20 protein-coding genes are annotated in these 25,047 nt (G+C 45.7%); 8 read left to right on the forward strand and 12 right to left on the reverse strand.

The window, feature by feature from the left end; genetic code table 11:
• Nucleotides 1-16 precede the first annotated feature (16 nt).
• Nucleotides 17-922 (forward strand): sterol desaturase family protein, encoded by a 906-nt coding sequence (locus tag AC6R00_RS06465; protein WP_500639742.1) that lies wholly within the window; start codon nucleotides 17-19, stop codon nucleotides 920-922.
• A 4-nt stretch (nucleotides 923-926) separates the two neighbouring features.
• Here AC6R00_RS06465 and AC6R00_RS06470 read toward each other — a convergent pair whose 3' ends face one another.
• Nucleotides 927-1,478: a P-loop NTPase family protein gene (locus AC6R00_RS06470; RefSeq protein ID WP_494503955.1), complete on the reverse strand. Its 552-nt coding sequence runs from the start codon at nucleotides 1,476-1,478 to the stop codon at nucleotides 927-929.
• Between the two features lie 141 nt (nucleotides 1,479-1,619).
• A complete protein-coding gene (locus tag AC6R00_RS06475) occupies nucleotides 1,620-3,443 on the reverse strand; it encodes a M4 family metallopeptidase (protein WP_500639743.1) in 1,824 nt (607 codons plus the stop codon).
• Between the two features lie 656 nt (nucleotides 3,444-4,099).
• Between AC6R00_RS06475 and AC6R00_RS06480 the strand changes: the two genes are divergently transcribed.
• The 6 genes from AC6R00_RS06480 (at nucleotide 4,100) to guaD (ending at nucleotide 13,294) form a co-directional block, all read left to right on the forward strand.
• On the forward strand, nucleotides 4,100-5,791 hold the full coding sequence (locus tag AC6R00_RS06480; RefSeq protein WP_500639744.1) for a methyl-accepting chemotaxis protein: 1,692 nt from the start codon (nucleotides 4,100-4,102) through the stop codon (nucleotides 5,789-5,791).
• 134 nt (nucleotides 5,792-5,925) lie between these two features.
• Nucleotides 5,926-6,657, forward strand: coding sequence for a GntR family transcriptional regulator (locus AC6R00_RS06485; protein WP_004744605.1), 732 nt, complete (start codon nucleotides 5,926-5,928; stop codon nucleotides 6,655-6,657).
• Between the two features lie 531 nt (nucleotides 6,658-7,188).
• Nucleotides 7,189-8,634, forward strand: a complete 1,446-nt coding sequence (gene xdhA / locus AC6R00_RS06490) for a xanthine dehydrogenase small subunit (RefSeq protein WP_500639745.1) — start codon at nucleotides 7,189-7,191, stop codon at nucleotides 8,632-8,634.
• Nucleotides 8,627-11,011, forward strand: coding sequence for a xanthine dehydrogenase molybdopterin binding subunit (gene xdhB / locus AC6R00_RS06495; protein WP_500639746.1), 2,385 nt, complete (start codon nucleotides 8,627-8,629; stop codon nucleotides 11,009-11,011). Before xdhA ends, xdhB begins: the two co-directional genes overlap by 8 nt.
• Before the next feature lie 52 nt (nucleotides 11,012-11,063).
• On the forward strand, nucleotides 11,064-11,915 hold the full coding sequence (xdhC, locus tag AC6R00_RS06500) for a xanthine dehydrogenase accessory protein XdhC (protein ID WP_171320540.1): 852 nt from the start codon (nucleotides 11,064-11,066) through the stop codon (nucleotides 11,913-11,915).
• 41 nt (nucleotides 11,916-11,956) lie between these two features.
• Nucleotides 11,957-13,294, forward strand: coding sequence for a guanine deaminase (guaD, locus tag AC6R00_RS06505; protein WP_239856006.1), 1,338 nt, complete (start codon nucleotides 11,957-11,959; stop codon nucleotides 13,292-13,294).
• A 69-nt stretch (nucleotides 13,295-13,363) separates the two neighbouring features.
• On the opposite strand, the gene AC6R00_RS06510 is transcribed toward guaD, so the two are convergent.
• From AC6R00_RS06510 to AC6R00_RS06525, 4 genes are all read right to left on the reverse strand, one after another.
• A complete protein-coding gene (locus tag AC6R00_RS06510; protein WP_004743677.1) occupies nucleotides 13,364-14,092 on the reverse strand; it encodes a transporter substrate-binding domain-containing protein in 729 nt (242 codons plus the stop codon).
• 21 nt (nucleotides 14,093-14,113) lie between these two features.
• Complete coding sequence (locus AC6R00_RS06515; protein ID WP_500639747.1) at nucleotides 14,114-15,649, reverse strand: methyl-accepting chemotaxis protein; 1,536 nt, start codon at nucleotides 15,647-15,649, stop codon at nucleotides 14,114-14,116.
• Between the two features lie 201 nt (nucleotides 15,650-15,850).
• Nucleotides 15,851-17,962, reverse strand: coding sequence for an ATP-binding protein (locus AC6R00_RS06520; protein ID WP_500639748.1), 2,112 nt, complete (start codon nucleotides 17,960-17,962; stop codon nucleotides 15,851-15,853).
• Nucleotides 17,963-17,966: 4 nt separating this feature from the next.
• Entirely contained in the window at nucleotides 17,967-18,467 is a 501-nt protein-coding gene (locus AC6R00_RS06525) for a putative pterin-binding protein (RefSeq protein ID WP_500639749.1), read from the reverse strand.
• Nucleotides 18,468-18,814: 347 nt separating this feature from the next.
• On the opposite strand from AC6R00_RS06525, the gene AC6R00_RS06530 reads away from it, so the two are divergent.
• A complete protein-coding gene (locus AC6R00_RS06530) occupies nucleotides 18,815-20,188 on the forward strand; it encodes a nucleobase:cation symporter-2 family protein (RefSeq protein WP_500639750.1) in 1,374 nt (457 codons plus the stop codon).
• Nucleotides 20,189-20,230: 42 nt separating this feature from the next.
• On the opposite strand, the gene AC6R00_RS06535 is transcribed toward AC6R00_RS06530, so the two are convergent.
• The 6 genes from AC6R00_RS06535 to ureC all read right to left on the reverse strand — a co-directional run bounded on the left by AC6R00_RS06535 (nucleotide 20,231) and on the right by ureC (nucleotide 25,036).
• Nucleotides 20,231-20,704 carry a hypothetical protein gene (locus AC6R00_RS06535; protein WP_500639751.1) on the reverse strand — a complete coding sequence of 158 codons (474 nt, stop codon included), beginning with the start codon at nucleotides 20,702-20,704 and terminating at the stop codon, nucleotides 20,231-20,233.
• 145 nt (nucleotides 20,705-20,849) lie between these two features.
• The gene (gene ureG, locus AC6R00_RS06540; RefSeq protein WP_008079192.1) at nucleotides 20,850-21,473 is read right to left on the reverse strand and encodes an urease accessory protein UreG; all 624 of its coding nucleotides are present in this window, start codon (nucleotides 21,471-21,473) and stop codon (nucleotides 20,850-20,852) included.
• A gap of 35 nt (nucleotides 21,474-21,508) precedes the next feature.
• Entirely contained in the window at nucleotides 21,509-22,198 is a 690-nt protein-coding gene (locus tag AC6R00_RS06545; RefSeq protein ID WP_500639752.1) for an urease accessory protein UreF, read from the reverse strand.
• Between the two features lie 10 nt (nucleotides 22,199-22,208).
• Entirely contained in the window at nucleotides 22,209-22,772 is a 564-nt protein-coding gene (locus tag AC6R00_RS06550; RefSeq protein ID WP_500639753.1) for a HupE/UreJ family protein, read from the reverse strand.
• Between the two features lie 39 nt (nucleotides 22,773-22,811).
• Entirely contained in the window at nucleotides 22,812-23,264 is a 453-nt protein-coding gene (ureE, locus tag AC6R00_RS06555) for an urease accessory protein UreE (RefSeq protein ID WP_500639754.1), read from the reverse strand.
• 68 nt (nucleotides 23,265-23,332) lie between these two features.
• Entirely contained in the window at nucleotides 23,333-25,036 is a 1,704-nt protein-coding gene (gene ureC, locus AC6R00_RS06560; protein ID WP_500639755.1) for an urease subunit alpha, read from the reverse strand.
• Between the last annotated feature and the right edge of the window lie 11 nt (nucleotides 25,037-25,047).

Below are 25,047 nucleotides of genomic sequence, written 5' to 3' on the forward strand. Positions count from 1 at the left end.
TTAACGGAGAGCAGAAATGGAATTTCAAACGATTATTGATCACCCAGAGTGGCTGCTGATGTTGCTCGCTCCACTGTTTATAGGCTTGATGGCCGCAGAGTATTTCATCGGTCAGAAACGAGGAAAGCTTCCAGAGAACTCCGCCTATAAACTGCCAGAGGTGCTGTGCAATTTTTCGTTAGCAGGCATGCATCAATTAGCGGATCTGCTGACGGGTCTCGTCATCGTAAAACTCTATTTTTGGCTGTTTGGCTGGAAGTTGCTCGACATTGAAATGAACGTGACCTCTTTCATTGTTTTACTTGTTTTGCAGGATTTTTGCTACTACTGGTTTCACCGTGCGAGCCATAGGATACGCTGGATGTGGGCTGCCCATGTCGCGCATCATAGCTCGGAAAGAATGAACTTTAGCACCGCATTTCGTCAAAGCTTAATGTACCCGGTAGCCGGAATGTGGCTATTTTGGGTTCCCTTGGTCATCATAGGTTTTGAACCTAAATGGGTCATTTTTGCTGTGCTGCTCAACTTAGGCTTGCAGTTTTTCGTTCACACTCAATGGATTCGCTCACTGGGTAAGTTCGAGCTCATTTTTAACACGCCATCGCATCATCGAGTCCATCATGGACGTAATCCACAATACATAGATAAGAACTACGCGGGTGTCTTGATCATATGGGACAAACTGTTCAGTACGTTTGAACCTGAAGTGGAAACCGTCCGCTATGGGATCACTAAGCCTATCGACAGCTACAATCCGCTGACGGTCACCTTCTCCGAATGGCGAGATATGTTCCATGATGTGCAGAGCAAGCATATGTCACTAAGACAGAGGCTGAGGATCTTGCTTGCACCTCCCAGTGATAAACCCGTGGCTACTGAAACAAAGGATACAAAACAGCCTGTAGAAGAAGCCAATCAGTAACAGACTAACGGTCAACACTGTGCTCTTTGCGCAAGCCTTCAAGTAACTGCTGTGCTTGTTTAGGGCTACGCAAGCGAACAAACCGAATATGCTGGTAATCTGGGTGATTCATATCCGCTAGATAACGCTGCTGATTCTTGTGATAGGTTTTCACAGTCCAGAGAATTATTGAATCACGGCTAAAGAAAGACTTGGCAAAAGTTTCGCGATTGCCTGTTCCCGGCCAAAGCTCTTTGCCTGTGATACATCGCTGTATCGCTCGGCTTACCGCCTGATACAAGGTGCGTGGGAGAGAGTAATCTACCCAAATAACGGTATCGACGTTCTCCCATTTCACTTTCCGTGTACGGTTGTAGTTGCCATCGAGCACCCAACTGGAGCCTTGCAATGCATTGCGGATCTTGGCAAAAAACTCTAGGTCTGGTGACTCCTGCCAATCTGGCTTCCAAAACAAACGATCCATCTCGATATGCTTGCAATCAAGAGCACTTGCTAGCTGAGCACTAAAGGTCGATTTTCCACTTCCACTTGTCCCTACAACATTCACCTTATGCATTGTAACTCCTTGTATGCTAGTCAAAAAAGGGGCGAGAGTAGACCACAAGTTGCACATTCAATCAAGGGAAATGTTGCAAATAGCACCAGACTAAAAAGGGCTTCCGAAGATGCCCTAAGTCATATGTCTAAGATCGTAAGCTTAATCGAGTCTTAGAGTCACGCCAGAGTAGTTTGTATAACCGCGCAGCATCACATGATAAGTCACACCTTTCTGTGCTGATACACTACATTGTTCGCTATTGCCGTTTCGGTATGGACGACAATCATAGCTACTCGTCGTTGGTTTGCTGCCTGCTTTTACGTACAAATCAGCATCACCTGAACCTCCAGAAATAGACACAACCACATTTGATGCTGAATCTACGGTAAAGGTGTAAAAGTCTTGAGCAGAGCGGCTGCCACTAAGGTTAGTGAGAGGCTTACCTTTCTCGAGAACGTTGCCGCCAGGAGGCGTTGCGCCACAGCTCGCATCAACACCAACAGTGGTAAATGCCGCTTTAACATCATCGACGCTGTATCCCATATCTGAGGCAGCTTTCGCTACACCACACGCTCCTTGGTCAAAAGTACTGTTTGCTGTCCAGTAAAGTTGGTTAGCCACGGTAAAGACTTCGAACCCCTTACGGACATTCCATCCAGTCTTATTCGACAACAAATAGAACGCGCGGTTGAAAACACCACTGGAGTAGTGAACATTTAAACCATCATAGTATTGAGATGCATGATCAATTGAACGACCATCTTTTGAAGGCTGATCAAAGTAGCGTAGGCCACCCTCTGATTTAAAGATATCTGCACCCACAATCCAGTCTACATTGCCACGCATGTAGTACTCCGCAGCCTCACCTGCAATATCAGAGAATGCCTCGTTAATACCGCCAGACATGTTTTGGTAGACGAGCCCTGAGTTTTGCTCTGTAAATCCGTGACTCACCTCATGTGCGCTGACGTTAATGTCCACTAGCGGATAAAAGGTATTTTGACCATCACCGAACGTCATTGACGATCCATTCCAGAATGCGTTTTCATAGTTAGAGCTATAATGCACACGCATGGTTAATTGGAAAGTAAGAGGGGCGGTGTTCATCCACTCTTTATACATATCAAACACGACGTTACCGAAGTAATGAGCATCATTAAGTGGTGAATAAGCACCATTGATGTATTTGTGATCGGTAAAGTTAGTCCCATCAGTACAGTCGTACGTATAGGCCTGAGTACCGGAAGTGCCATGATTTAAGTCGATGGTTTTTACCGCAGCATTTTCTAACTTACACTTGGTGCCAGTTTTGTCGATCGCAAACGCCGGGAAGTCTTTACCGTAATCATAGCGATTAGTCTTTATGTTACCTCCAGGGCCTGTGCCGTTAGCTTCCGCATGGTTTAAGCCATCCCAATGCTGCAGTACTTTACCTGTCATCGCATCAATGAAGTAAAACGGGCGCGCTGGTTCTTCCTCTGCGACAAAGAAATCTACCATGTATACCACTTGTGCCGTCTGAGACTCATCTAAACGGACCATGAGTTTAGCGTTTTCATTTTCAACGTTAGGTTTAGCAATTGACTTACCTTGATAGGCTGCAATTGCTGCCGAGACGGCCTGCTTTTCATCTAGCGTCGGGCTTGTCGTTGCTAGATCGGCGCCAATTCCCTGAGCCATGGTACCAAACACTTGGCTAGGCTGATCTTTTGACACTGTGGCGACAACCGAAGTATCGAATACAGGCAGACCTAGGTGTGTTTGTTGGTAACGGACTTTGGTTTTACCGTTTGGCAATACGACACGTTTCACTTCGACGAAACCTGTCTCCACTGGAGCCACGCTGTTCGACTGAGTCTGAAGAGTTTGTTGGAGTAGTGCATCATCACTGACTTGCACCATTTCTGCCGCAGTCACAGACCAGCTCATAGACGTGCCCAAGATCGCGGCGATCATCCAGCTTAATTGACGTTGTTGGTTCATTATTTTTTCCTGTCATTTGTAGAAATTCCTTCTTCCCAACAGCTAGATAGGAAGTATTTAGCGATAAATCGCGCATTAAACATGGAAGATCGCGTCAAAAACGCGCAACTTTCCTAAACAGATAATTTATACAGAACGCTAACTAAAATTTACGCAAATGAATCAATAACGAGCAACCAATAAAAGTGAGCAATAAATGGTAGTTAAAAAGCAAGGATTTAGAGCTAGTGATAGAAATATGTGCTTATTTGTTAACGCAAAAGTGTCAACAACTAGTCAGTGACTTAGGCCAAAAGTTTATTTCTCGCTTTCATACTTTGCAGTATATCCTCCCGCCAAAGATATGGAGTAAAAACTCAGTTAACACCTCAAAAATCCCAATATCTGACACAATAAAATACCGTCTCAACTTTAAGAAACTACGCACTCATAAATCGGTTTTTGTTCTGTTTGAATTCCAGTAATGATTTGAAGTAATTTTGCATGTTGCAAAAAAGTTGCAATATGCAAACTAGATATACAACTAAAGCGTCAGAAGACGGTATTTAAGGGTTAATTCCTTATTTATTCAGCACCTTCCTGTGGCACATCCTTTGCTTCGATGGTTATAAAAATGTAAATCAATATTGCGTCAGACAATAAAAAGGAAGTTCCGCATGCTGTCTAAACTAACGATTGCTCAAAAGGTGTATTTATTAGGCTTCTGCCAGCTACTTGCTATGGCTATCTTAGGCGGGTTCGCACTCTATCAAATGAACAAAATTGGTAACGAACTTATCGACATAGCAGAAGAGGATATACCACTGACCAAAAAGCTCACCGTTGTTACTGAACATCAACTTGAACAAGCAATTCTATTCGAACGAGCCCTAGTCAAAGCCATTCGTGTAGATCAAGGAATGGAAAGCAAACAAGCATTTGAAAAGGCCAAAGATAAAGTGCATGACCTGACGGTACAAGTACAAGAAGAGATCATCGAAGTTGAGTCATTCATAGAACATGCGATCCCTTTACTTCACTCAGAAACAGCCAAACTGGAATTTGCTCAACTGCTCGCAGACCTGAAAAAAGTAGAGGCGTCCTACAGTACTTTGACGGGCGAAGTCGACCAAGTCATGGAGTATGGACTCAACGGTGATATCGAGAAGATGTTAAAAATCTCGCATAAGGTCGAGGCACATGAAGATGAGCTGGACAAAGCTTTAATCGCGATACTGGACAGGGTTCAGAACTTTACGCTGAAAAGCGCATTACAGGCCGAGCAAGATGAGAAAGAAGCCATAAAATGGATGTCTATCATAGCCGCTATATCTTTGGTGGTCGGTATTATCCTGCCACTTTTAGTGACTCGCTCTATTCGTTCCCCCATATTGAACCTAATTGAAAGGTTAGATCAAGTGGCTAGCGGAGATGGAGACCTCACTGTAAAACTTGAGACCAGTGCCAACGATGAAACGAGCACAGTGGCAAGATCCTTTAACAAATTCTTAGGTGTTCTGAGCTCCATGATTTCACAAATCAACTCTAAGGCAGAGGAGTTGCAAAGTTCTTCGAGCCTGACTTCTAGCTCTTTGCAAAGAACATTACAAAACGTAGAAAAACAGCGTATTGATATTGAACAGGTCGCCACTGCTATTAACCAGATGAATATGACGACCCAAGAAGTTGCAAACAGTACAGCTAATGCTTCTTCAGTCACCGACCAAGTTAAGAAAAACGTCTTAGAAGGACATAGAGAAGCACTCGCTACACAAGAAGTTATTCAAGAACTGGCGAACGAAGTAACAAGCTCATCAGGTGTCATTGAAAACTTGGTTTCAGAAACCAACAACATTGGTCAAGTCTTGGACTCAATTCAAGGCATTGCTGAACAAACAAACTTGCTCGCACTAAACGCTGCTATTGAGGCCGCACGAGCTGGTGAAACCGGACGTGGTTTCGCTGTAGTCGCAGACGAAGTGAGATCTCTGGCTAAAAGAACTCAGGAAGCTACTATTGATATTCAACAGCTAGTGGAAAGATTGCAGTCAGAAGCCAAAAACGCAGTCACGAGTATGAAGAAAGGCACCGACACAGCGGAGCTGTGTCTATCTAAAAGTAGTGAATCTGCCAATACTTTCTCGCTTGCAGCTGAGTCTGTAAACCAAATTGCTGACCTAAACCTGCAGATCGCAGCGGCAGCTGAACAGCAATCAACTGTTACGCAAGACTTAGACAACAATCTTATCAGCATCAAAACGCTAGCAGATGAGACCGCCGAAGATACTAAGCAGTCTGCAGTTGCTAGTGAAGCCATCGCTCAAAATGCTGTCGATCTTCACAACAATCTGCGCAAATTCCGTTGTTAACCAAATGTTGAAAACAGCGGCTTTGAACAGTGCGTTCAAAGTCGCAAATTCAGCCCTGCTCTAGCCACATGTATACAAAGTAAAGTATGATTGTTTTATAAAGGAAATAAATGGTTTAAGAGTGAACGCCGCCTATGGCAAATCTAAAAAATTCTGTGGCAAAAAATATCAAGACTAAAGTCGCGGGTCAGACCCAAGATGATGTCGTTTACTGCCACATTTTCGATGCAATTCTGGAACAACGCCTTCCACCAGCAACGAAACTCAATGAAGAAGCCCTAGCCGAAATCTTTAGTGTCAGCCGAACCATCATTCGCCGCGCTCTGCTTAGACTGTCTATGGAGCAGGTTGTCAGTATTCGTCCAAACCGTGGGGCTATGGTCGCTGCACCAACTAAGGAAGAGGCTAAACAGATCATTAAAGCGCGTGAAGTTATGGAGCTGGCGATTACTGAGTTAGCCGTTGAGCACGCCACACCCGCCGAGATTGACGAGTGTCGTCGATTGGTAGAGAAAGAAAATGAAGCTTTCGACAATGGTGATTATGGTAAAGGGTTACGTTTATCGGGTGAGTTCCATATTAAGCTAGCTGAGATAGCAAACAACGCTCCGCTGCTTGCCTTCCAACGTAGCTTGGTTTCTCAAACGTCACTGCTTATCGCCCAGTACGAAACAGGCAACCATGCTAACTGTTCTTTAGATGAACATACGGTGTTACTTGATGCCATTGAAGCCGGTAAAACCGAGCAGGCCGTCGAACTAATGCGAGTACATATCGACCATATCCGTTCCAAGCTCAATTTAGACAGCGGTGCCGCATCCAACGATCTGCACGTTGTGTTTTCTGATCTGATTAAAGGGCGTTGATAAGGTAGCACGATGCGGGAACGCTTCGCTTTTGGATGCGAGACCGCTGCGCTACGAGAAAAAGCCAAATTCCCAACGCTAACTTAATAAGGTGTTGGGAATTTCTCTCCCTCAATACTCGCTGCAAGAGAGCCTCAACTCACTCGTCCCTCGTTCTTCAGGATGACAGTGCCTACATCCCGCATCCCGCATCCCGCATCCCGCATCCCGCATCCCGCATCCCGCATCCCGCATCCCGCATCCCGCATCCCGCATCCCGCATCCCGCATCCCGCATCCCGAAGATTGTACACAACAAAAAATACAATATCAATTTTCTTTACGTAAAGATTTTTTACTCGAAGATTAGATGGCTTCATCATATTAATCATAAACTTATCGAAAATACCTCTGTTGAATAGCGCCTAAAACACGCCTTTTCGTGTTGCATTTTTGTAAAAATAAAGTTGACCTTATGGTCAAACTATCCAATTATTGACCACGAGGTCAGAAAAAACATCAGAACAATAGTGTCAATGCACAAGGAGGTCTCTTGATTACTTTCCTACTCAATCAAGAACTCAAACAAGAAAGTGAGCTGTCGCCTAACATGACAGTGCTTCAGTACCTGAGAACACATGTACAAAAAACGGGTACCAAAGAAGGATGTGGTTCAGGTGACTGTGGTGCCTGTACCGTTGTACTGGGTGAAGTCATCGAAGGAAAACTTCAGTACCGCTCTGTTAACTCTTGTTTGACGTTCGTCTCTAGCCTTCATGGTAAGCAGCTTATTACCGTCGAAGACTTGCAGAACAAAAACAAACTGCACCCAACACAGCAAGCCATGGTCGACTTTCATGGTTCTCAATGTGGTTACTGTACTCCGGGCTTTATCATGTCCATGTTCGCTCTAAGTAAGAACAAACCAGCAGCGAACAAAGAAGATGTCATGGAATCACTGGCTGGCAATCTATGTCGCTGTACGGGTTATCGCCCTATCATAGATGCAGCCTTGTCATTGGTTTCAAACGAGCCACTAATGGATCAGTTTGTCGAGCTTGAGAAGAAAACTGTCGCGAGACTGCAAACCTTGCAAGAACAGCCAGCTAGCTTAAGTCATGGAAACTTAACCGCGTACCTTCCGCGTAGCGTCGATGAGCTAGCAGAAATTTACACTGCAAATCCTAAGGCGAAACTGGTTGCCGGCGGTACCGACTTAGCGCTAGAAGTAACCCAGTTCCACCGAGAAATCGAAACTCTAATCAACGTCAACCTTGTTGAAGACATGAAGGTTTGCGAAGAGAGTGAAGACGCTCTACACATTGGTGCCAACGTGGCGATTAGCGATGCATACCAACTGCTGACCAGCCACTACTCTGATTTCGGCGAACTGCTACATCGCTTCGCCTCACTGCAAGTACGCAACCAAGGTACGCTTGGCGGCAATATTGGTAACGCTTCACCGATCGGAGACGCGCCACCACTTCTTATCGCCCTCAACGCTCAGGTTAAACTGCGCCGCGGTAAGCAATCAAGAATCCTGCCGATTGAAGATTACTTCATCAGCTACAAGGTGACAGCTCAGCAAGAAAGCGAGTTCATTGAACAAGTCATTATTCCTAAACCGAAGAGCAACGACACTTTCCGTGCATACAAACTTTCTAAGCGCTTAGATGACGATATCTCAGCAGTATGTGGGGCGTTTAATATCCAGATCGAAGACAACAAAGTAGTCGACGCTCGCATTGCCTTTGGTGGAATGGCAGCAACACCAAAACGCGCTTCAAACTGTGAAGCAGCCTTAATTGGTCAAAGCTGGACACAAGAGACTATCGATAAAGCAATGAAAGAGATAAACAGCGACTTTGAGCCGCTATCTGACTTCCGCGCCAGCAAAGAGTATCGCTCTATGACTGCCGCTAACATGCTGCGCCGTTTCTTTATCGAGCAGAACCATCAGAACAACCAGATTGAAACGAGGGTAACGTCTTATGTCTAACGCACACCATCAGACCCTATCTCATGAAGAGATGGTCGCCATCGTAAAGCAGGATCTCAAAACTGGCGTTGGTAAAAGCGTAAAACACGACAGCGCCCCAAAGCAGGTCACGGGTGAAGCGGTCTATATCGATGACCGTCTTGAATTCCCAAATCAATTACATGTGTATGCGCGTTTAAGTACCCACGCTCATGCGAAAATTACCAAGCTTGATGTCTCTCCATGTTATGAATTCGAAGGCGTAGCGATAGCTATTACCCATGAAGACGTACCTGGGCAACTTGATATCGGCGCCATACTACCCGGTGACCCACTGCTTGCTGACGGGCTAGTTCAATACTATGGACAACCCGTACTCGCAGTTGCAGCAAACGACATGGAAACCGCACGCAAAGCCGCGCAAGCCGCCATCGTTGAGTATGAAGCACTGCCGCCGGTTCTGGATGTCAAAGAAGCACTAGAAAAAGAGCTATTTGTGACTGAAAGCCACCAGCAAAAACGTGGCGATTCGGCGGCTGCACTTGCCAATGCTAAACACATTATTGAAGGTGATTTAGAGATTGGCGGTCAAGAGCATTTCTACCTTGAAACTCAGGTTAGTAGTGTTATGCCGACCGAAGATGGCGGTATGATCGTATACACCTCAACGCAAAACCCAACTGAAGTACAAAAGCTAGTTGCTGAAGTTCTTGGCGTACCTATGCACAAAGTCGTGATCGACATGCGCCGTATGGGTGGTGGTTTTGGTGGCAAAGAGACCCAAGCCGCAGCACCGGCGTGTATGGCAGCGGTGATTGCACACCTAACTAAGCGCCCGACGAAGATGCGCCTACCACGTGCAGAAGATATGACCATGACGGGCAAGCGTCACCCATTCTACAACCAATATAAAATTGGTTTTGATGATAATGGCGTCATTCAAGGCTCAGAGATCATCGTTGCAGGTAACTGTGGTTACTCACCCGATCTATCGAGCTCGATTGTTGACCGCGCTATGTTTCACTCAGACAACGCCTACTACCTAGGTGATGCAACGGTCACAGGTCATCGCTGTAAAACCAATACTGCGTCAAATACGGCCTATCGTGGTTTTGGCGGCCCGCAAGGTATGATGACCATTGAACACATCATGGATGAAATTGCCCGCTACTTAGGCAAAGATCCGCTCGAAGTACGCAAAGCCAACTACTACGGTGGGGAAGGACGTGATGTCACTCACTACTACCAAAAGGTTGAAGACAACTTCTTACCAGAGATCACAGAGCAGCTAGAACAAAGCAGTGACTACCACGCTCGCCGCAAAGCAATTGCCGAGTTCAACAAGCAGAGCCCTATCTTGAAAAAAGGCTTAGCGATCACTCCAGTGAAATTTGGTATTTCATTCACGGCGACTTTCCTCAATCAGGCTGGCGCGCTCATTCACATCTACACCGATGGCAGTATTCATTTGAATCACGGTGGTACAGAGATGGGACAAGGCTTGAATATCAAAGTGGCACAAATTGTTGCACAGGAGTTCCAAGTTGATGTTGAACGTATCCAAATCACCGCTACCAATACCGACAAAGTACCGAACACATCGCCAACAGCAGCCTCATCGGGCGCCGACCTCAATGGTAAAGCCGCGCAAAACGCCGCACTAACCATTAAGCAGCGCTTGATTGAATTCGCTTCTAGTCACTTTAAGGTAACGCCAGAAGAGGTGGTATTCAAAAACGGCATGATCATGATCCGTGATGAAATCATGACCTTCGAATCCTTTGTTCAATTGGCCTACTTCAACCAAGTATCGCTATCGAGCACAGGCTTCTACCGTACGCCGAAGATCTACTACGATCATGAAAAAGCTCGCGGTCGCCCGTTCTACTACTTTGCCTACGGTGCCTCTTGCTCGGAAGTAATAATTGATACCTTAACGGGTGAGTACAAGATCCTACGCGCAGACATTCTGCATGATGTTGGGGCTTCGCTAAACCCTGCCATTGATATCGGTCAGATTGAAGGTGGCTTCCTGCAAGGTGTCGGTTGGTTAACCACCGAAGAGTTAATCTGGAATGAACAAGGCCGCTTAATGACCAATGGCCCTGCAAGCTACAAGATCCCAGCGATCGCAGATATGCCAATCGAGTTCCATACCCACTTATTGGAGAACCGAGCCAACCCAGAAGATACGGTATTTAATTCAAAAGCCGTCGGTGAGCCGCCGTTCATGTTGGGTATGTCGGTCTGGAGTGCATTGAAAGATGCTATTGCTTCTGTCGCCGTCGAGGGAGCGATTCCTAAGTTGGATACACCAGCAACACCAGAACGTGTCTTGATGGCGATTGCGAAAGTGAGTCAGCCACAAACGGCATCTGAGAAAGCTGAACAAGCCTAGTACGCGTCATTCCATAGACTGACGACAAGATAAATAGTTCAAGGAGAGACGTATGTTTAAGGACAATTGGATTCATGAACTGGCACAACTAGAGAAAAACAGCGAACCGTGCGTGATGGTGACTGTATTGGAAGACCGTGGCTCTGTGCCAAGGGATGCAGGCACCAAAATGCTGGTCACCCGTGACAGGTTGATTGCCACTATAGGCGGTGGTCACCTTGAGCATGTCGCGACCAAAATGGCTCGTGAGATGCTGATCGCAGGTGAACGCTCACTCAAAGTAGAACGCTTTAATTTGGGTGCCCGTCTAGGCCAGTGTTGTGGCGGAATGGCAACACTGAGCTTTGAACCTATTGGCACCGCCCAAAAGCATCTGGTTGTGTTTGGAGCAGGTCATGTTGCCAAAGCCCTTTTACATATCGTCTCGACTCTTCCCTTCCGAGTGACTTGGATTGATGAGCGCGATGATGTTTTCCCTGAAGAACTGCCACGTAATGTGACTAAGTTAGTGACCGATGATCCGGTCGCAGAAGTACGAGACTTGCCACCAAACAGTTACTACTTAGTCATGACTCACAATCATCAACTCGATTTTGATCTCGCTAGAGCCATTATTGACCGAGATGACAGCGTCTATTTCGGCATGATTGGCTCCCTGACTAAACGCAAGAAGTTTGATATGCGCTTAGCCCAGCGTGGGTACAGTGATGCACAGATCAACACTATGATTTGCCCCATTGGCGTCAGCATGGTGAATGGCAAGCATCCAGCAGAAATCGCGGTATCAGTTGCAGGTGAACTAATCGCACACTATCAGGGCATTCCACTTGAAGAAAAACGCCCTACGGCACACAGTAAAAGTAACCATATGAGCGATTCGCCACTGGAAGAGAAAATCGCCTAACCCAATCAGCCGTTTAATTTGGGTTTAAAAAGGAAGTAAAAATGACAACGCAACGCAACGCTTATCGTGCAGCAATTTTGCACAGTATCGCGGATCCGAAAGATGTCGGACTGGACAATTCATATCAATTCTTTGATGACGGTATCATCGTTGTCGAAGACGGGCATATTGTGGATATTGGTGAAACCGAGGAAGTGCTCGCCCGCCAACCCAAAGATCTCAATATAACCGAGTACGAAGACAAGCTGATTACCTCTGGGTTTATCGATACCCATATTCACTACCCGCAAACGGGTATGATCGCTTCATACGGTGAACAACTGCTCGACTGGCTAGAAAACTACACTTTCCCAGAAGAGCGCCGTTTTAAGAATCCAATTTACGCACTCAAGGTCGCTAAGTTGTTTTTTGATGAACTGGCAAGCAACGGGACTACTACAGCCCTCGTATTCGGCACGGTACACAAAGAGTCAGTAGACGTATTTTTTGGTGAAGCGGAACGTCGTAACCTACGCATGATTGCAGGCAAGGTATTGATGGATAGAAACGCGCCTGACTACCTAACCGATACGCCTGAATCTGGATATGAAGCATCAAAAGAACTGATTGAAAGATGGCACAACCGCGGTCGTTTGCTTTATGCTGTTACTCCTCGATTTGCTCCCACTAGCACACCTGAACAGTTAGCCACTGTGGGTAAGCTGCTCGAAGAGTACCCAGATGTGTATATGCACACTCATCTTTCAGAGAACAAGAAAGAGATCGAGTGGGTACTGGACCTATTCCCTGAGCGAGATTCTTATCTCGATGTCTATGACCACTATGGTTTACTACATAAACGCTCGGTATTCGCTCATGGTATCCACCTGTCTGATTGTGAGTGCCAGCGTCTAGCCGATACTGAATCAGCCATCGCTTTTTGCCCTACGTCTAACCTTTTCTTAGGTTCGGGCCTGTTTAAACTACCAAAACTAGAAGAGCATGGCGTAAGAGTCGGGATGGGCACGGATGTCGGAGCAGGAACCAGCTTCTCGATTCTTCAGACCATGAGTGAAGCGTATAAGATAATGCAGCTTCAACAAGAGAAGCTGCATCCCCTTAAGTCTCTCTTCCTTGCAACATTAGGTGGTGCTCGTTCACTCCATTTGGAGGACAAGATAGGCAACCTTGAAGTGGGTAAAGAAGCCGACTTTGTCGTACTCGACCTACATGCTACTCAATTAATGCGTTTCCGAATGAACCAAGCAACAACCCTTGAAGAGAAACTGTTCGTCCTGATGAGCTTAGGTGACGATAGAACCGTGTGCGAGACCTTTATCTACGGTGAGAAAGCGTATGATGCTAAAGGTAAGATAGATGGAAAGAAGTTCGCTAGCTAAGTTCTCATAACAGGTAATATAAAACGCTCCCGATTGATGGGAGCGTTTTAATTTATCAGCCTAGCACCCCTACTTAATTCCGTATTTGGCTAAGATCTTGTCAAAGGTACCATTGGCCTTAATTTCGGCCAGCCCTTTATTAAACGCTTCAATGTATTCAGCATGGTTGGGATTCGCTAGCCCTGCGGTAACATGCAACGGGTTAACTGACAACGCATTATTAGTGAACTCAAAATCGGCCAAATTCATTCCAGCTCCAGACAAGGTAGATTTCGCCACAAGCTCATCTTCTAAAGTCAGGTCTATCCTTTTTGCCATCAGCTTCTTAGCATTAGCGACCAAGTCATTCGCCTCTGGCTTTTTAAAGTTATTGGCCGCTAAAAATTCATCACCATAACCGTAGTTACGGATAATACCCACTGTTTTACCCGACAAGCTATCAAGTCCGTTGTATTCGAACCCTTCCCCTTTGCGCATAATAAACTTGAGCGAGTTTTCTAAGTATGGCTCACTGTACTTCAAGAAAGAGGTACGTTCATTGGTAAACCAAGTCGCGACTAACACATCAACCCTACCACCTTTCACTTCATTGAGTGCGCGTGTCCAAGGCATAATTTTGAAATCAACGGTATGCCCCTGCGATTTAAAAGCTTCCGTAATAATCTCAACGGATACACCGGGATTCGCTTTGTCTTTCTGAACAAACGGCGCCCATGGATCTTGTGCGGCAGTAATCACCGCTGCATTTAAAGCAAAAGAAAATAGTGAACTCACCACTATTAAAATGAGATTTCTCATAACATGTCCTCTGTTTATATCCTAGGTACGGAACTTAGCCATATGATTGGCAATACTTTGACTCAAACCCAGTACTTCTTCAGTCCTTTGTGCATTCTTAGTTGCGCCAGAGGAAACATCATTGGTAGCCTCTGATGCTTCCACAATCGCTTGGCTGATTTCTTCCACAGCCATCCGTTGTTCGTCGGTAGCCTGAGAGATTTGCCCACTTCTATCTGAAATAACGGTTATTAAGCTTTGTACTTCACTGACTGAGCTTTGCGATTCACTCACTCTCGAGGCCGTTTGCTCAAGCAAAGACGCTATTCGAGTCAGTTCATCTTCAACCGACTTGGTCGCAGCACCTAATGCTGCAATGTTTTTTTGAATTTGCTCTGTCGATTCACTGGTTTTTACAGCAAGATTTCGCACCTCATCTGCAACCACAGCAAAACCTCGCCCTTGCTCACCTGCCCTCGCAGCCTCAATCGCAGCATTCAGAGCAAGTAAATTGGTTTGCTCTGAAATATCATTAATCACATTAAGAACCGTGGTGATTTTTTCTCCTTCCTCAATCAAGATGTGCATCTCAGCATTCACATGGTTCATCTCTTCACGCATGTTGATGATGTCGTTGGCTGAGCTCTCGATTGCATCATTAACATTTGAAGCAAGTGAGGTAGCCGTATGTGCTTGTTGGGCTGTTTCCGAAGCCGTATCCGCAACAGTAGAGACCGATTGATTTAACTCTGTTGCAGCTGCCGCTACGGTGGTCAATTGATGTTTTTGCATTTCAAGTTTTTCAGCATTGGACTTCGCCGTAGCACCATTCGCTTGCGCTTTGTCTTTAAGCGCATCAGAGGACTGATTTACATCTTGAACAATCACCCTAAGCGACTCAGTAAAACTATTAATGCCTTCAGTGATGTCTGCAAATTCTCGATATTTTGCTGGCGCAAGCTTGTTGGTTAGATCTCCATCTCCAGAAGCGAGATCTTTAACCACTTCTGTCAATTCAGATATGGGGCGAATCACCGTCATAGACAGTGCAACTACGATCACTATCGATAAAATGATGTCGAGTACAATCAGCTCGATAAAGTTGGTTTTGAGCGAATCGGCAAGCTTAGTATCGAGAGCATGGGTATCAAAATAGACAACAACCTTACCTACTGGGTTTTCTTCTCCATATTCGACAAAGGTCAGTGCAGCACTCATGCTGTTATCTTCGGTAAACAGCGATTTGTCCGTCACCTCAACCGTTTCATACTCTTCACCAGCAAGTTGATGTGTGAGAAACAAAAGATCACTGCCTTCATTATCAATAAGCTGTACAGCGGAGATTTCAGGTAAATTCAGTTCCGCCGAAATAGAGACTTTTGCGGAGTCTAAGTCAAAGTCCCACACGGCTTTGGGCAAACTGATCATCATCCGCTGAGTCGTGTTCTCGACGGAATGCTGTAGTTCAACTAATAAGTTGTCTTTAAAACCTTGATACTTAATGAATGCCGATACTAGTAACACTAAGGTCAGCGCTATAATGACCTGTACTAAAAATACGACTTTTAACTTTTTCAAAACTGCCCCCTAAATTTTTTGACAGTTAATAAAAAAGTAGTAACTGATTAACCAATTATCAAACAAAGAGATTAATTAGACATCAATCACAATTTTCTGGGTGTATATCTTCCATTACAGCAAAGAATAAATACCAAGAGACTGTCATCAACATACCTAACAACTATCGTTAAAAACTATGGGCAGTGATCCTAGTTAAACCTAAATGGTCGCGGGCGAGTATTTATCCAAAATTCGCTGCACTAATTCCATACGTACAGGCTTAGGCACAACATCATTAAACCCCAGCTCTAAGTAGTGCAGTACATCTTTGTCGAAGGTATTGGCTGTCAGTGCAACAATTGCGGTATCGGGCGCTAAATCATCTTGACGGATTCTCTTTAACGCTTCTATGCCATCCATGATTGGCATTTGAATATCCATGAAGATGATATCGAAATGGCGCTGTTTAATAATATCTAGGCACTCTTGTCCATTGTTTGCCGTGGTGGTCTCAACTTGTAATGTCCTCAACATTTTCTGCGCGACAATTTGATTCACTCGCATATCTTCCACGATCAAAGCAGATAAACCAGAACTCCGATTCAGCGACACCTCTGATTGATCTAGATTCCGGTTATGATTGCCTAATGCACTAAGCAGACTGAAAATATCATAAGGTTTGGTCAGCTTTACCTGCTTTTCTGAAAGGGGGACTGAAGCATGTAAATCAGCAATCACAACACTCATTTGCTCTTCAAGATGAACCTCAGGAAAATTGTCCTCTACTCTGTTTTCACCACTATGGTAGTAAACCGCGATATCGCCAGATTTGTCGAACAAATCAAAACGCTTAAGTTCGTCACTGATTAGCTCCCTGGCGTGTAGATCAGTGCTTACCACCCTTACTCGCCTTTCAAGATTCATAGCACAACCAATTGCTTTCTCTCCCTCTACCTGAACTGGTATTACAACGCTAAACTCAGTGCCTTTATTCAGTTCACTCTTAACCTCTATCCTCCCACTCATCAGATTAACCAATGACTGGCAGATAGACAGTCCTAAGCCAGTGCCACCATATTTTCTTGTGATGGAATCATCGGCTTGAGTAAATTCCTCAAACACTTTATCAAGTTGTTCTCGTGACATACCAATACCAGTGTCTGACACTTTGAGCCTTAAGAAGCTCTCCGGTTCTGAGCGCTCCAATGAAAGGCGCACATCGACAAAACCCTGCTCAGTAAACTTAAGCGCGTTGTAACTTAGGTTATTGATTAACTGCAGCAACTTGGTTTTATCTGCGATGAGCTTGTAGTCTTTATTCAGTTCTGTTGAAAAAAAGATCTCAACATCGATTTTACTCATATCGACAAAAATGGTTTTAGACAGCTCAATTAACTCACTGCAATAGAACGCTTCTGTTTGCAGCTTCATCTTTCCTTTCTCAATTTTGCTGAGATCGAGCACACTGTTAATAAGCTTAAGTAGGTGTTGCCCTGAGCTATTAATCATCGACAGAAAGTTACGCGTCTGCTCATCGGTAGCCTCGTAGTACTCTTTATGGCTCAAACCGATAATGGCGTTTAATGGCGTCCGCATCTCATGCGACATATTGGCAAGAAAGCGAGCTTTGGCTGTAGCATGTTGCTCTGCGAGTTTTTTTGCCTCTTCCAGTTTGTCTCCACGCTCGGTCAAGTCTTGACTGAGTTTAATTTGGTGGAGGTACATATAAGAAATCACACCGACTAGAATAATGGAGCAGGCAATGATCACTACCATGTACAAATACTGACGGTCATAAAGATTTTCTTTGTCCTGTGTGAACTCGAGTTGATTCCTTTGCACTTCTGCGACGAAACTAGAAAGGTACTTATTGAGATCAAAGTACGTTTTTTCTACCGCGCTCAATGATTCTGCAACCTTCCGTTCATTGTTGAGAGTAAGACCAGAGATTTGCGTTGCGAGTTGAGTAATTCTCTTTTCCAATTCGGCTAACTCGCCCAAGTCGCCGTACTGAGCATGTATATTTCGCGTCCGCTGTGCTTTCAGATCTTGTAGGATGCTGGCTTTATGCACTCTCGCTTGCATTTTTAGTCGCGCCAACGAACGAGAATCTTTTTGAATCGAGAAGTTGAGTATTTCAGCCTTCAGTAACAACAGTTTGGCTTTTGCCGAAATATTGTTATTAACTATTGTGACATAAGGTTGAGGGGATATTTTTCTAATTTCACTTAACGAGTAGAAGAAATAGGTAGCCATTATCAGCAGCACAATGCTAACACTCGCAATAATGGCTATGAAGGTGCGCCCCTTTGGTAAAAGACGGGAACTCATTGTTCTATTCCACAACAATCTCTCTCACCTGCCACACTGACAGGCTATAGTAAAAGTCGTTTCTAATTTCAGCGTGCTCGGTGAAAGGCAATACAACAAACAAAGGACCTTTGTCATCAATGGTCATTCTAACCCCTGCCTCATGCGTTGCGAGTAGAATGCCATACTTCTTAATGTCCTCTAGCGAGATAGTGACAACATAATCATCCCACGCGATTACTTGTACCTGCTTACCCTTAGCACCCACATACTCGAGTAAGCTAGCTAATTTTGGTCCTTTGTACTCGACCACTTCAGTGACGACATGATTATTGGTATGAATAGTCCCTTGCTCTAAACCAAGGAGCATCGCTTCATCAAACTCAACGCCCTGTGGTGAGTTCGTTTGGCTTATATTGCCCGAGATCCAAAGGATAGGCTCCTCTGCTGGAGCCGATATCGCCAACACATATTGGCTAAAAAACAGTAAAGTGCTCATCGCACTTATAACTAGAGCTCTTCGCATAATCGCCCCTAACATCCGGTAGTTGAGTAATCTTGCTGTAATCTAGGTCTATCAAGTCAGTATAGACAAAGATCGAGAGTAGGATGGAAACCAACAAAGGTATGTCATTGAATCGAAGACTATTTACTCCCTTTAACTAAAGCGATCACTTTCACCAATAACCTTAAGATCGCTATCAAGCTGCACCAATAATGTTACAGCTTGTTCCTTATCAGTGCGTTCAAGCTTTGCGAAACACTATAAAAAAACCTACCCCTTTGTTTCTAAAAGAATAAATCTCTTGGCACATAGATTGCTCATTATAGAGATAGTCATTGTATACAAGTAAAAATACAAAGGAGAACACAATGGAAAAGGATTCCGACTTAATCTACGCACTCGGTGATAGACCGGAACCAAAAGCTGCTACCTGGGCCGCCATCCAACATGTACTGGCGAGTTTCGTCGGTATCATAACCCCAACATTGATTATTGGTTCTGCGCTAGGCTTAGCTGAGCATGTTCCCTATCTGATCAGTATGGCGTTGATGGTGTCTGGGGTCGGTACGTTTATTCAAGCAAAGCGAGTGGGACCAATCGGCGCTGGGCTCATTTGTGTTCAAGGAACGAGTTTTGCTTTTCTAGGTTCAATTCTGGCTGGGGGCTTTTTAGTTAAAGGACGTGGTGGAAGTGCAGAAGAGATTCTGGCGGTTATTTTCGGCGTTTGTTTCCTCGGGGCATTTGTCGAAATCTTCCTTTCTCAATTGATCGATAAACTAAAAACTATCATCACACCGATTGTCACAGGCATTGTTATCACAACGATTGGAATCTATTTGATCAAAGTGGGCGTGACTGATTTAGCCGGCGGTTTTAACGCGCCGGATTTTGCCAGCCTTGAGAATTTGATGTTAGGCGGCTTAGTACTCGCGACCATCGTTATCATGAACTTAAGCCGCCATACTTGGGTCCGTCTCTCGTCCATCCTCGTTGGTCTTATCGTTGGCTGGATTGCAGCAGCATTGGTGGGAAAAGTTGCTCCAGTTGATCTATCCAGTCAGCCATTGCTTAGCATACCCGTTCCATTTAAGTATGGTTTCAGTTTTGACTGGCAAGTGTTTCTTCCCATCGGGTTCATATACCTAATCACAGCCATTGAGTCGACGGGTGACATTACAGCAAACTGTATGTTCTCCAAACAAGAAATATCTGGCTCTGGCTATTTAAAACGTTTGAAAGCGGGCGTGTTAGGCGATGGCGTCAACTCTCTTATCGCTGCGACTTTCAATACCTTTCCAAATACCACCTTCAGTCAAAATAATGGTGTAATTCACTTAACCGGAATCGCCAGTCGCCACGTAGGGTATTTTATCGCTGCTATCTTGTTTATTTTGGGTTTATTCCCAATTTTAGGCGCGTTGCTGATGACGATTCCAAAGCCAGTATTGGGCGGCGCTACATTAGTTATGTTTGGCACTGTTGCGGCAGCTGGCATCAAGATCATCGCTAGCGAAACCTTGAATCGTGAGAAGATCATGACGATTGCGTTGTCATTTGGTTTTGGGCTTGGAGTGATGTTAGTCCCTGATCTACTCAGCCAGACACCTAAGCTAGTGCAAAGCATCTTCGGCTCGCCAGTGACACTGGCTGGTATCACGGCACTTACCATGACGTCACTACTAGCAGTGTTTAAACGTCAGAAACAGGGCAAAGAGCCATCTATCGCCCTAGCAGATAACTAAACAGTGGAAAATGCCCTCAGCAACCGTTGAGGGCAGATATTCTTATTGCGCCCACCAGCCTAAACGAGCAACCGCCGTTGAACACCAGTAGAATTGCAAATCACGATTATCGGTACCAATTCTTGCGCTCGCGCCATTTGGGCCATCAGTAACATTGTTCAACGCAGCCTTAAGCGTTGCAAGAGAATAGGTTATCGCCCCCACTCCATGTTGAGTGCTCACATCCACTTGACTCTTCTCTACTTTGTCAAAGAATGGGTCATTGGTGCTATATAAAACGTTGCCTTCTCCAACATAGTAAGAGTGCGGTGTATGGGTCGGATGCCCTGTCGCGTTAGTTACTGTAAGCACACCAGGTTTTAGAGTATCAATATTATCTGGGTGAATAAGCTCCATCTTGGTGCGCAAGATACGCCAAAGGTCGACGCTTTCTTTTGCACTGGGTGTTCTGTCTTTGCTCTCGACAGGGAAACAACGAGTGAAGGCGAAGTCATGACAAATTCCATTGATCGGCATAAAGGTTTCCTCCTTTTATTATTGCCTTAACATATATTTATAAAACGCTCAGTACAATGTATAAATAACTGGTAAAACCAATAACTTGGGTCAAACCAAGATCAAAAAAGGCACCGATTTCGGTGCCTTTTGCCAATCGAGATATTTAGCCTTTCATCGTTAACATACCTTGAGTGACGATAAAATCAATGATGGTATCGAGCCCTTTGCTTTCCTTTAGGTTGGTGAACACAAAAGGTTTAGTGGGACGCATCCGCTGGGTATCTTGCTCCATCACTTCCAGTGACGCTCCAACGTATGGTGCCAGATCGATCTTATTAATAATCAGCAAGTCTGAACGAGTAATACCTGGACCACCTTTACGCGGGATCTTTTCCCCTTCAGCCACATCAATCACATAGATGGTTAAATCCGCCAACTCTGGGCTAAAGGTGGCACTCAAGTTATCTCCACCGCTTTCTACAAACACCACATCAAGGTTTTTATGACGTTTTGCCAGCTCTTCAACCGCCGCTAAGTTCATCGAGGCATCTTCACGAATTGCAGTATGTGGACAGCCGCCCGTTTCAACACCGATAATACGATCCGGCTCTAACGCTTCAGCACGGGTGAGGATTTTGGCATCTTCTTGAGTATAAATATCATTGGTCACAACCGCGATATTGAGTTTGTCTCTGATCGCTTTACACAACACTTCAAGCAGTGCTGTTTTACCCGATCCTACGGGGCCGCCAATACCGACGCGTAAAGGTTGTTTGTAACTTTCCATTATTAAGTCCTTCTAATTCTTTGCTTGCTACTTCGCTAAGAACGAAATAGCCGTGTGTACTGAGTTTCATGCAAACTGCTGGCAATTGATATTGATGGCGTAAAGCTGCCGATCATCCAATCTTCAATCGTTCTGGCTCTATCTAACGCTTTAGGAAACCGTTCACTGAGTTGAATCAAAGCACGTTGCCCATCTGTTTGACCTAAAGGCACGAGCTTGACCCCTGCCATGATCAGGTTTTCAGCCCAGCTCCATAAGTAGCCTTGTTTGAGTTGCTCGATTTCTATATCCCAATGCTGCGCGGCGACGCAAAGCCCAAGCAACTGATTTGGCTTGCTATCGGCATAATCAAAACTGTCATGATAGATATCGAGCTGTTTGAGTAAGGTATACAGCGCTTGCCCACGCTGCTTCTCTTCGGCTCTGAGTTCTTTGGTCTCTCTGCTGCTGTAGAGCAAGTCACTCAGCGCAGCTAACTGTTGTTGGTTATTGTTAATCAGCGCTTGGGAGTAGCGTTCAAGGATTGGCAGCTCGAGTGTCGCGACACTGTTCATCAGCATGTTATCGAGCCAATCTTGCATTGAAACACGATCCGATACCCACTGCGCCTCAACCGCCCACTCCAAACCTTGCGAATAAGTAAAGCCACCGATGGGTAGAGAGGGGCTTATCAACTGAAACAGCCGATACAACGCCAGATCGTTTGGCCTTTTTTGATAAGACATAGGCTAAGGTTTACAGGATGACGAGGGCGCTAACTGAGGCAACACCAACAGAAAGCCAAGGGCTTGAAAGTGCGCGACCAAACTGCAAGCCAAGAACCATAAGCGCCGCTGCACTGACAGTCATACCCGCGGCAAACGAAGAGATTGCGCCTTGCGCTTCAACACCGTGCGCATAACCGTGGAAAAACACTAAACCAACACATAAAGTCAGCGCCAAACGCAGCATATCTTTTGAAGCGTGGAAGGCTTGCCAGATTGCGCCGCTCACGACAAACAGCGAAGCCCCTATCGCAAGCTCGACGCCATTAAAGCCGCCAAACGCCTGCCCAGCAGCAAGACCAATCAACAGTGAGGCAAGCGCGCTGAGGACTAATCCCATTTTACGCACGGCTGACGTCTGTACACATGCGACTAAAATACCAAACGCAACCAACATAATCAGGTGATCGAAACCGGTTACCGGGTGAGTTAAGCCTGCTGAGAAAGAGCCTGTTTCGTGCCCGGGGTGCGCCATCACTGATGATGAGAGAAGGGCCAGACAAGTGAATGCAGCGAATTGTTGTGTTTTGTTCATGATAACTTCCTTGTTGTTATTGCTTTAATTTGGGTGTGATTAGTGATGGTGATGATGCCCACCAGAGCGGCCACCATAAGCGCCACTTTCTGGCTCGAATGACGCGTCTTCTGTGGTGACTTTAGCACCCAAGCCTTCAACCATTTCGTCTAATACATGGTCGTGCTGGTAACGGACCCAGCCAAATTCCACTTGCAACGGTACATGTCGATTGCCAAGGTGATACGCCACGCGCGTCAGTAGATGCAGATCGCTGCAATAAACCGTAGAGACCTTTTCCGGCGCGGCTTTGATTTCGACGATCATGCCGCATTGGCTTTTAAGTTGTTCACCGCCACGCAAAATGTGTCCACGCGGCAGAAACAAGCCTGCTTCACGACCATCATCTAGCTCAACTTTAAGTCGGCTCTTAATTCGGCTATCTATTGGCAAGCTCAGAAACGCATTAGGTTTAGTACAAATTTCTTTGCTGATTTCGGTAAGTTCGATCATCTCATCTCCTTATCAGTTCGTTTTCTCATTCAATCGTTCGTTTACTGGTTAGCTATTTCGTTGCTGCATTAAAACAAGAAGTACTTTTGTGCCATGGGTAACACGTCAGCAGGTTCACACACCAACAGCTCACCATCAGCGCGAACTTGGTAGGTTTGTGAATCCACTTCGATGTTCGGCTGCCAGTCGTTGAGCTTCATGTCAGCTTTACTGATATCACGACAATGGCTGACAACCCCGATTTGGCTGCCAAGACCAAGCTCACTTGCAATACCTGCTTGCTCAGCCGCTTGGGAGACAAACAGCATCGAAGTGTTTTGTGATGCCTTGCCGTAGCTGCCAAACATACTGCGATAATGGACAGGCTGAGGGGTTGGTATCGAAGCATTAGGATCGCCCATCGGAGCCATGGCTATCATGCCGCCTTTAAGAATCACGCTCGGCTTAACACCAAAGAAAGCGGGCTTCCACAACACGAGGTCGGCAAGCTTACCCACTTCAATTGAGCCGACTTCATGCGCCATACCGTGAGTAATCGCCGGATTAATGGTGTACTTAGCGATGTAACGTTTAAGTCGAAAGTTGTCACTGTAGGAAGAGTCTTCTTTCAAGCTGCCGCGCTGTACTTTCATTTTGTGCGCAGTTTGCCAAGTGCGAGTAATCACTTCGCCCACACGCCCCATTGCTTGAGAGTCTGAGGCAATCATAGAGAAGGCACCGAGATCATGCAGAATGTCTTCGGCAGCGATAGTTTCGCGGCGAATTCGAGACTCGGCAAATGCCACATCTTCAGCAATAGAAGGCGACAAATGGTGACACACCATCAACATATCGAGGTGCTCATCAACCGTATTGACAGTGTAAGGACGAGTTGGATTGGTCGACGATGGCAGAACATTGGATTCACCTGCCGCGCGAATAATATCCGGGGCGTGCCCACCACCTGCTCCTTCGGTGTGATAGGTATGAATCACGCGATCGCCAATCGCACCTAAAGTCGATTCAACAAATCCTGACTCATTCAATGTATCGGTGTGAATCGCGACCTGAACATCCATCTCATCAGCGACCGACAAACAGGTGTCAATCGATGCTGGCGTCGTGCCCCAATCTTCATGCAGCTTCAGTCCCACCGCGCCCGCCTCTACCTGCTCTCTTAGCGCTTCTGGCTGGCTAGCGTTACCTTTCCCGAGTAGGCCAAAGTTCATTGGAAATTCATCTAACGCTTCAAGCATACGATGCATATTCCACGGGCCGGGGGTACAAGTTGTCGCGTTAGTGCCTGTGTTGGGGCCAGTACCACCACCAATCATGGTGGTGACACCTGAAGCCAATGCTTCTTCGATTTGCTGGGGACAAATAAAGTGAATGTGCGAGTCGATACCGCCCGCGGTTAAAATTGATCCTTCCCCTGCTAAGATCTCTGTCCCCGGTCCAATCACAATCGTCACTTCTGGCTGCACATCAGGGTTGCCGGCTTTGCCTATGGCTTGAATACGCCCATTTTTAACCGCCACGTCTGCCTTAACGATGCCCCAGTAATCCAATACCACTGCGTTGGTGATAACCAGATCTGGCGTTTCGGCGCTTGGGCGTTGACTTTGCCCCATGCCATCACGAATCACTTTACCGCCGCCGAATTTAACTTCGTCGCCGTAAACAGTAAAATCCTTTTCTACTTCAAGCCACAGTTCGGTGTCTGCGAGACGCACGCGATCGCCCACTGTTGGCCCAAACATTTCGGCATATGCCTGACGAGAAATGCTTGCCATTACCTATCCTT

The sequence above is a fragment of the Vibrio sp. R10-SF1-ISO8 genome (assembly GCF_059833805.1).

What these genes read in the sequence shown, in the direction of transcription:
- AC6R00_RS06465 (WP_500639742.1), top strand. Translation starts at nt 17, where the DNA reads ATGGAATTTCAAACGATTATTGATCACCCAGAGTGGCTGCTGATGTTG.
- AC6R00_RS06470 (WP_494503955.1), bottom strand. Translation starts at nt 1,478, where the DNA reads ATGCATAAGGTGAATGTTGTAGGGACAAGTGGAAGTGGAAAATCGACC.
- AC6R00_RS06475 (WP_500639743.1), bottom strand. Translation starts at nt 3,443, where the DNA reads ATGAACCAACAACGTCAATTAAGCTGGATGATCGCCGCGATCTTGGGC.
- AC6R00_RS06480 (WP_500639744.1), top strand. Translation starts at nt 4,100, where the DNA reads ATGCTGTCTAAACTAACGATTGCTCAAAAGGTGTATTTATTAGGCTTC.
- AC6R00_RS06485 (WP_004744605.1), top strand. Translation starts at nt 5,926, where the DNA reads ATGGCAAATCTAAAAAATTCTGTGGCAAAAAATATCAAGACTAAAGTC.
- xdhB (WP_500639746.1), top strand. Translation starts at nt 8,627, where the DNA reads ATGTCTAACGCACACCATCAGACCCTATCTCATGAAGAGATGGTCGCC.
- xdhC (WP_171320540.1), top strand. Translation starts at nt 11,064, where the DNA reads ATGTTTAAGGACAATTGGATTCATGAACTGGCACAACTAGAGAAAAAC.
- guaD (WP_239856006.1), top strand. Translation starts at nt 11,957, where the DNA reads ATGACAACGCAACGCAACGCTTATCGTGCAGCAATTTTGCACAGTATC.
- AC6R00_RS06510 (WP_004743677.1), bottom strand. Translation starts at nt 14,092, where the DNA reads ATGAGAAATCTCATTTTAATAGTGGTGAGTTCACTATTTTCTTTTGCT.
- AC6R00_RS06520 (WP_500639748.1), bottom strand. Translation starts at nt 17,962, where the DNA reads ATGAGTTCCCGTCTTTTACCAAAGGGGCGCACCTTCATAGCCATTATT.
- AC6R00_RS06525 (WP_500639749.1), bottom strand. Translation starts at nt 18,467, where the DNA reads ATGCGAAGAGCTCTAGTTATAAGTGCGATGAGCACTTTACTGTTTTTT.
- AC6R00_RS06530 (WP_500639750.1), top strand. Translation starts at nt 18,815, where the DNA reads ATGGAAAAGGATTCCGACTTAATCTACGCACTCGGTGATAGACCGGAA.
- AC6R00_RS06535 (WP_500639751.1), bottom strand. Translation starts at nt 20,704, where the DNA reads ATGCCGATCAATGGAATTTGTCATGACTTCGCCTTCACTCGTTGTTTC.
- ureG (WP_008079192.1), bottom strand. Translation starts at nt 21,473, where the DNA reads ATGGAAAGTTACAAACAACCTTTACGCGTCGGTATTGGCGGCCCCGTA.
- AC6R00_RS06545 (WP_500639752.1), bottom strand. Translation starts at nt 22,198, where the DNA reads ATGTCTTATCAAAAAAGGCCAAACGATCTGGCGTTGTATCGGCTGTTT.
- AC6R00_RS06550 (WP_500639753.1), bottom strand. Translation starts at nt 22,772, where the DNA reads ATGAACAAAACACAACAATTCGCTGCATTCACTTGTCTGGCCCTTCTC.
- ureE (WP_500639754.1), bottom strand. Translation starts at nt 23,264, where the DNA reads ATGATCGAACTTACCGAAATCAGCAAAGAAATTTGTACTAAACCTAAT.
- ureC (WP_500639755.1), bottom strand. Translation starts at nt 25,036, where the DNA reads ATGGCAAGCATTTCTCGTCAGGCATATGCCGAAATGTTTGGGCCAACA.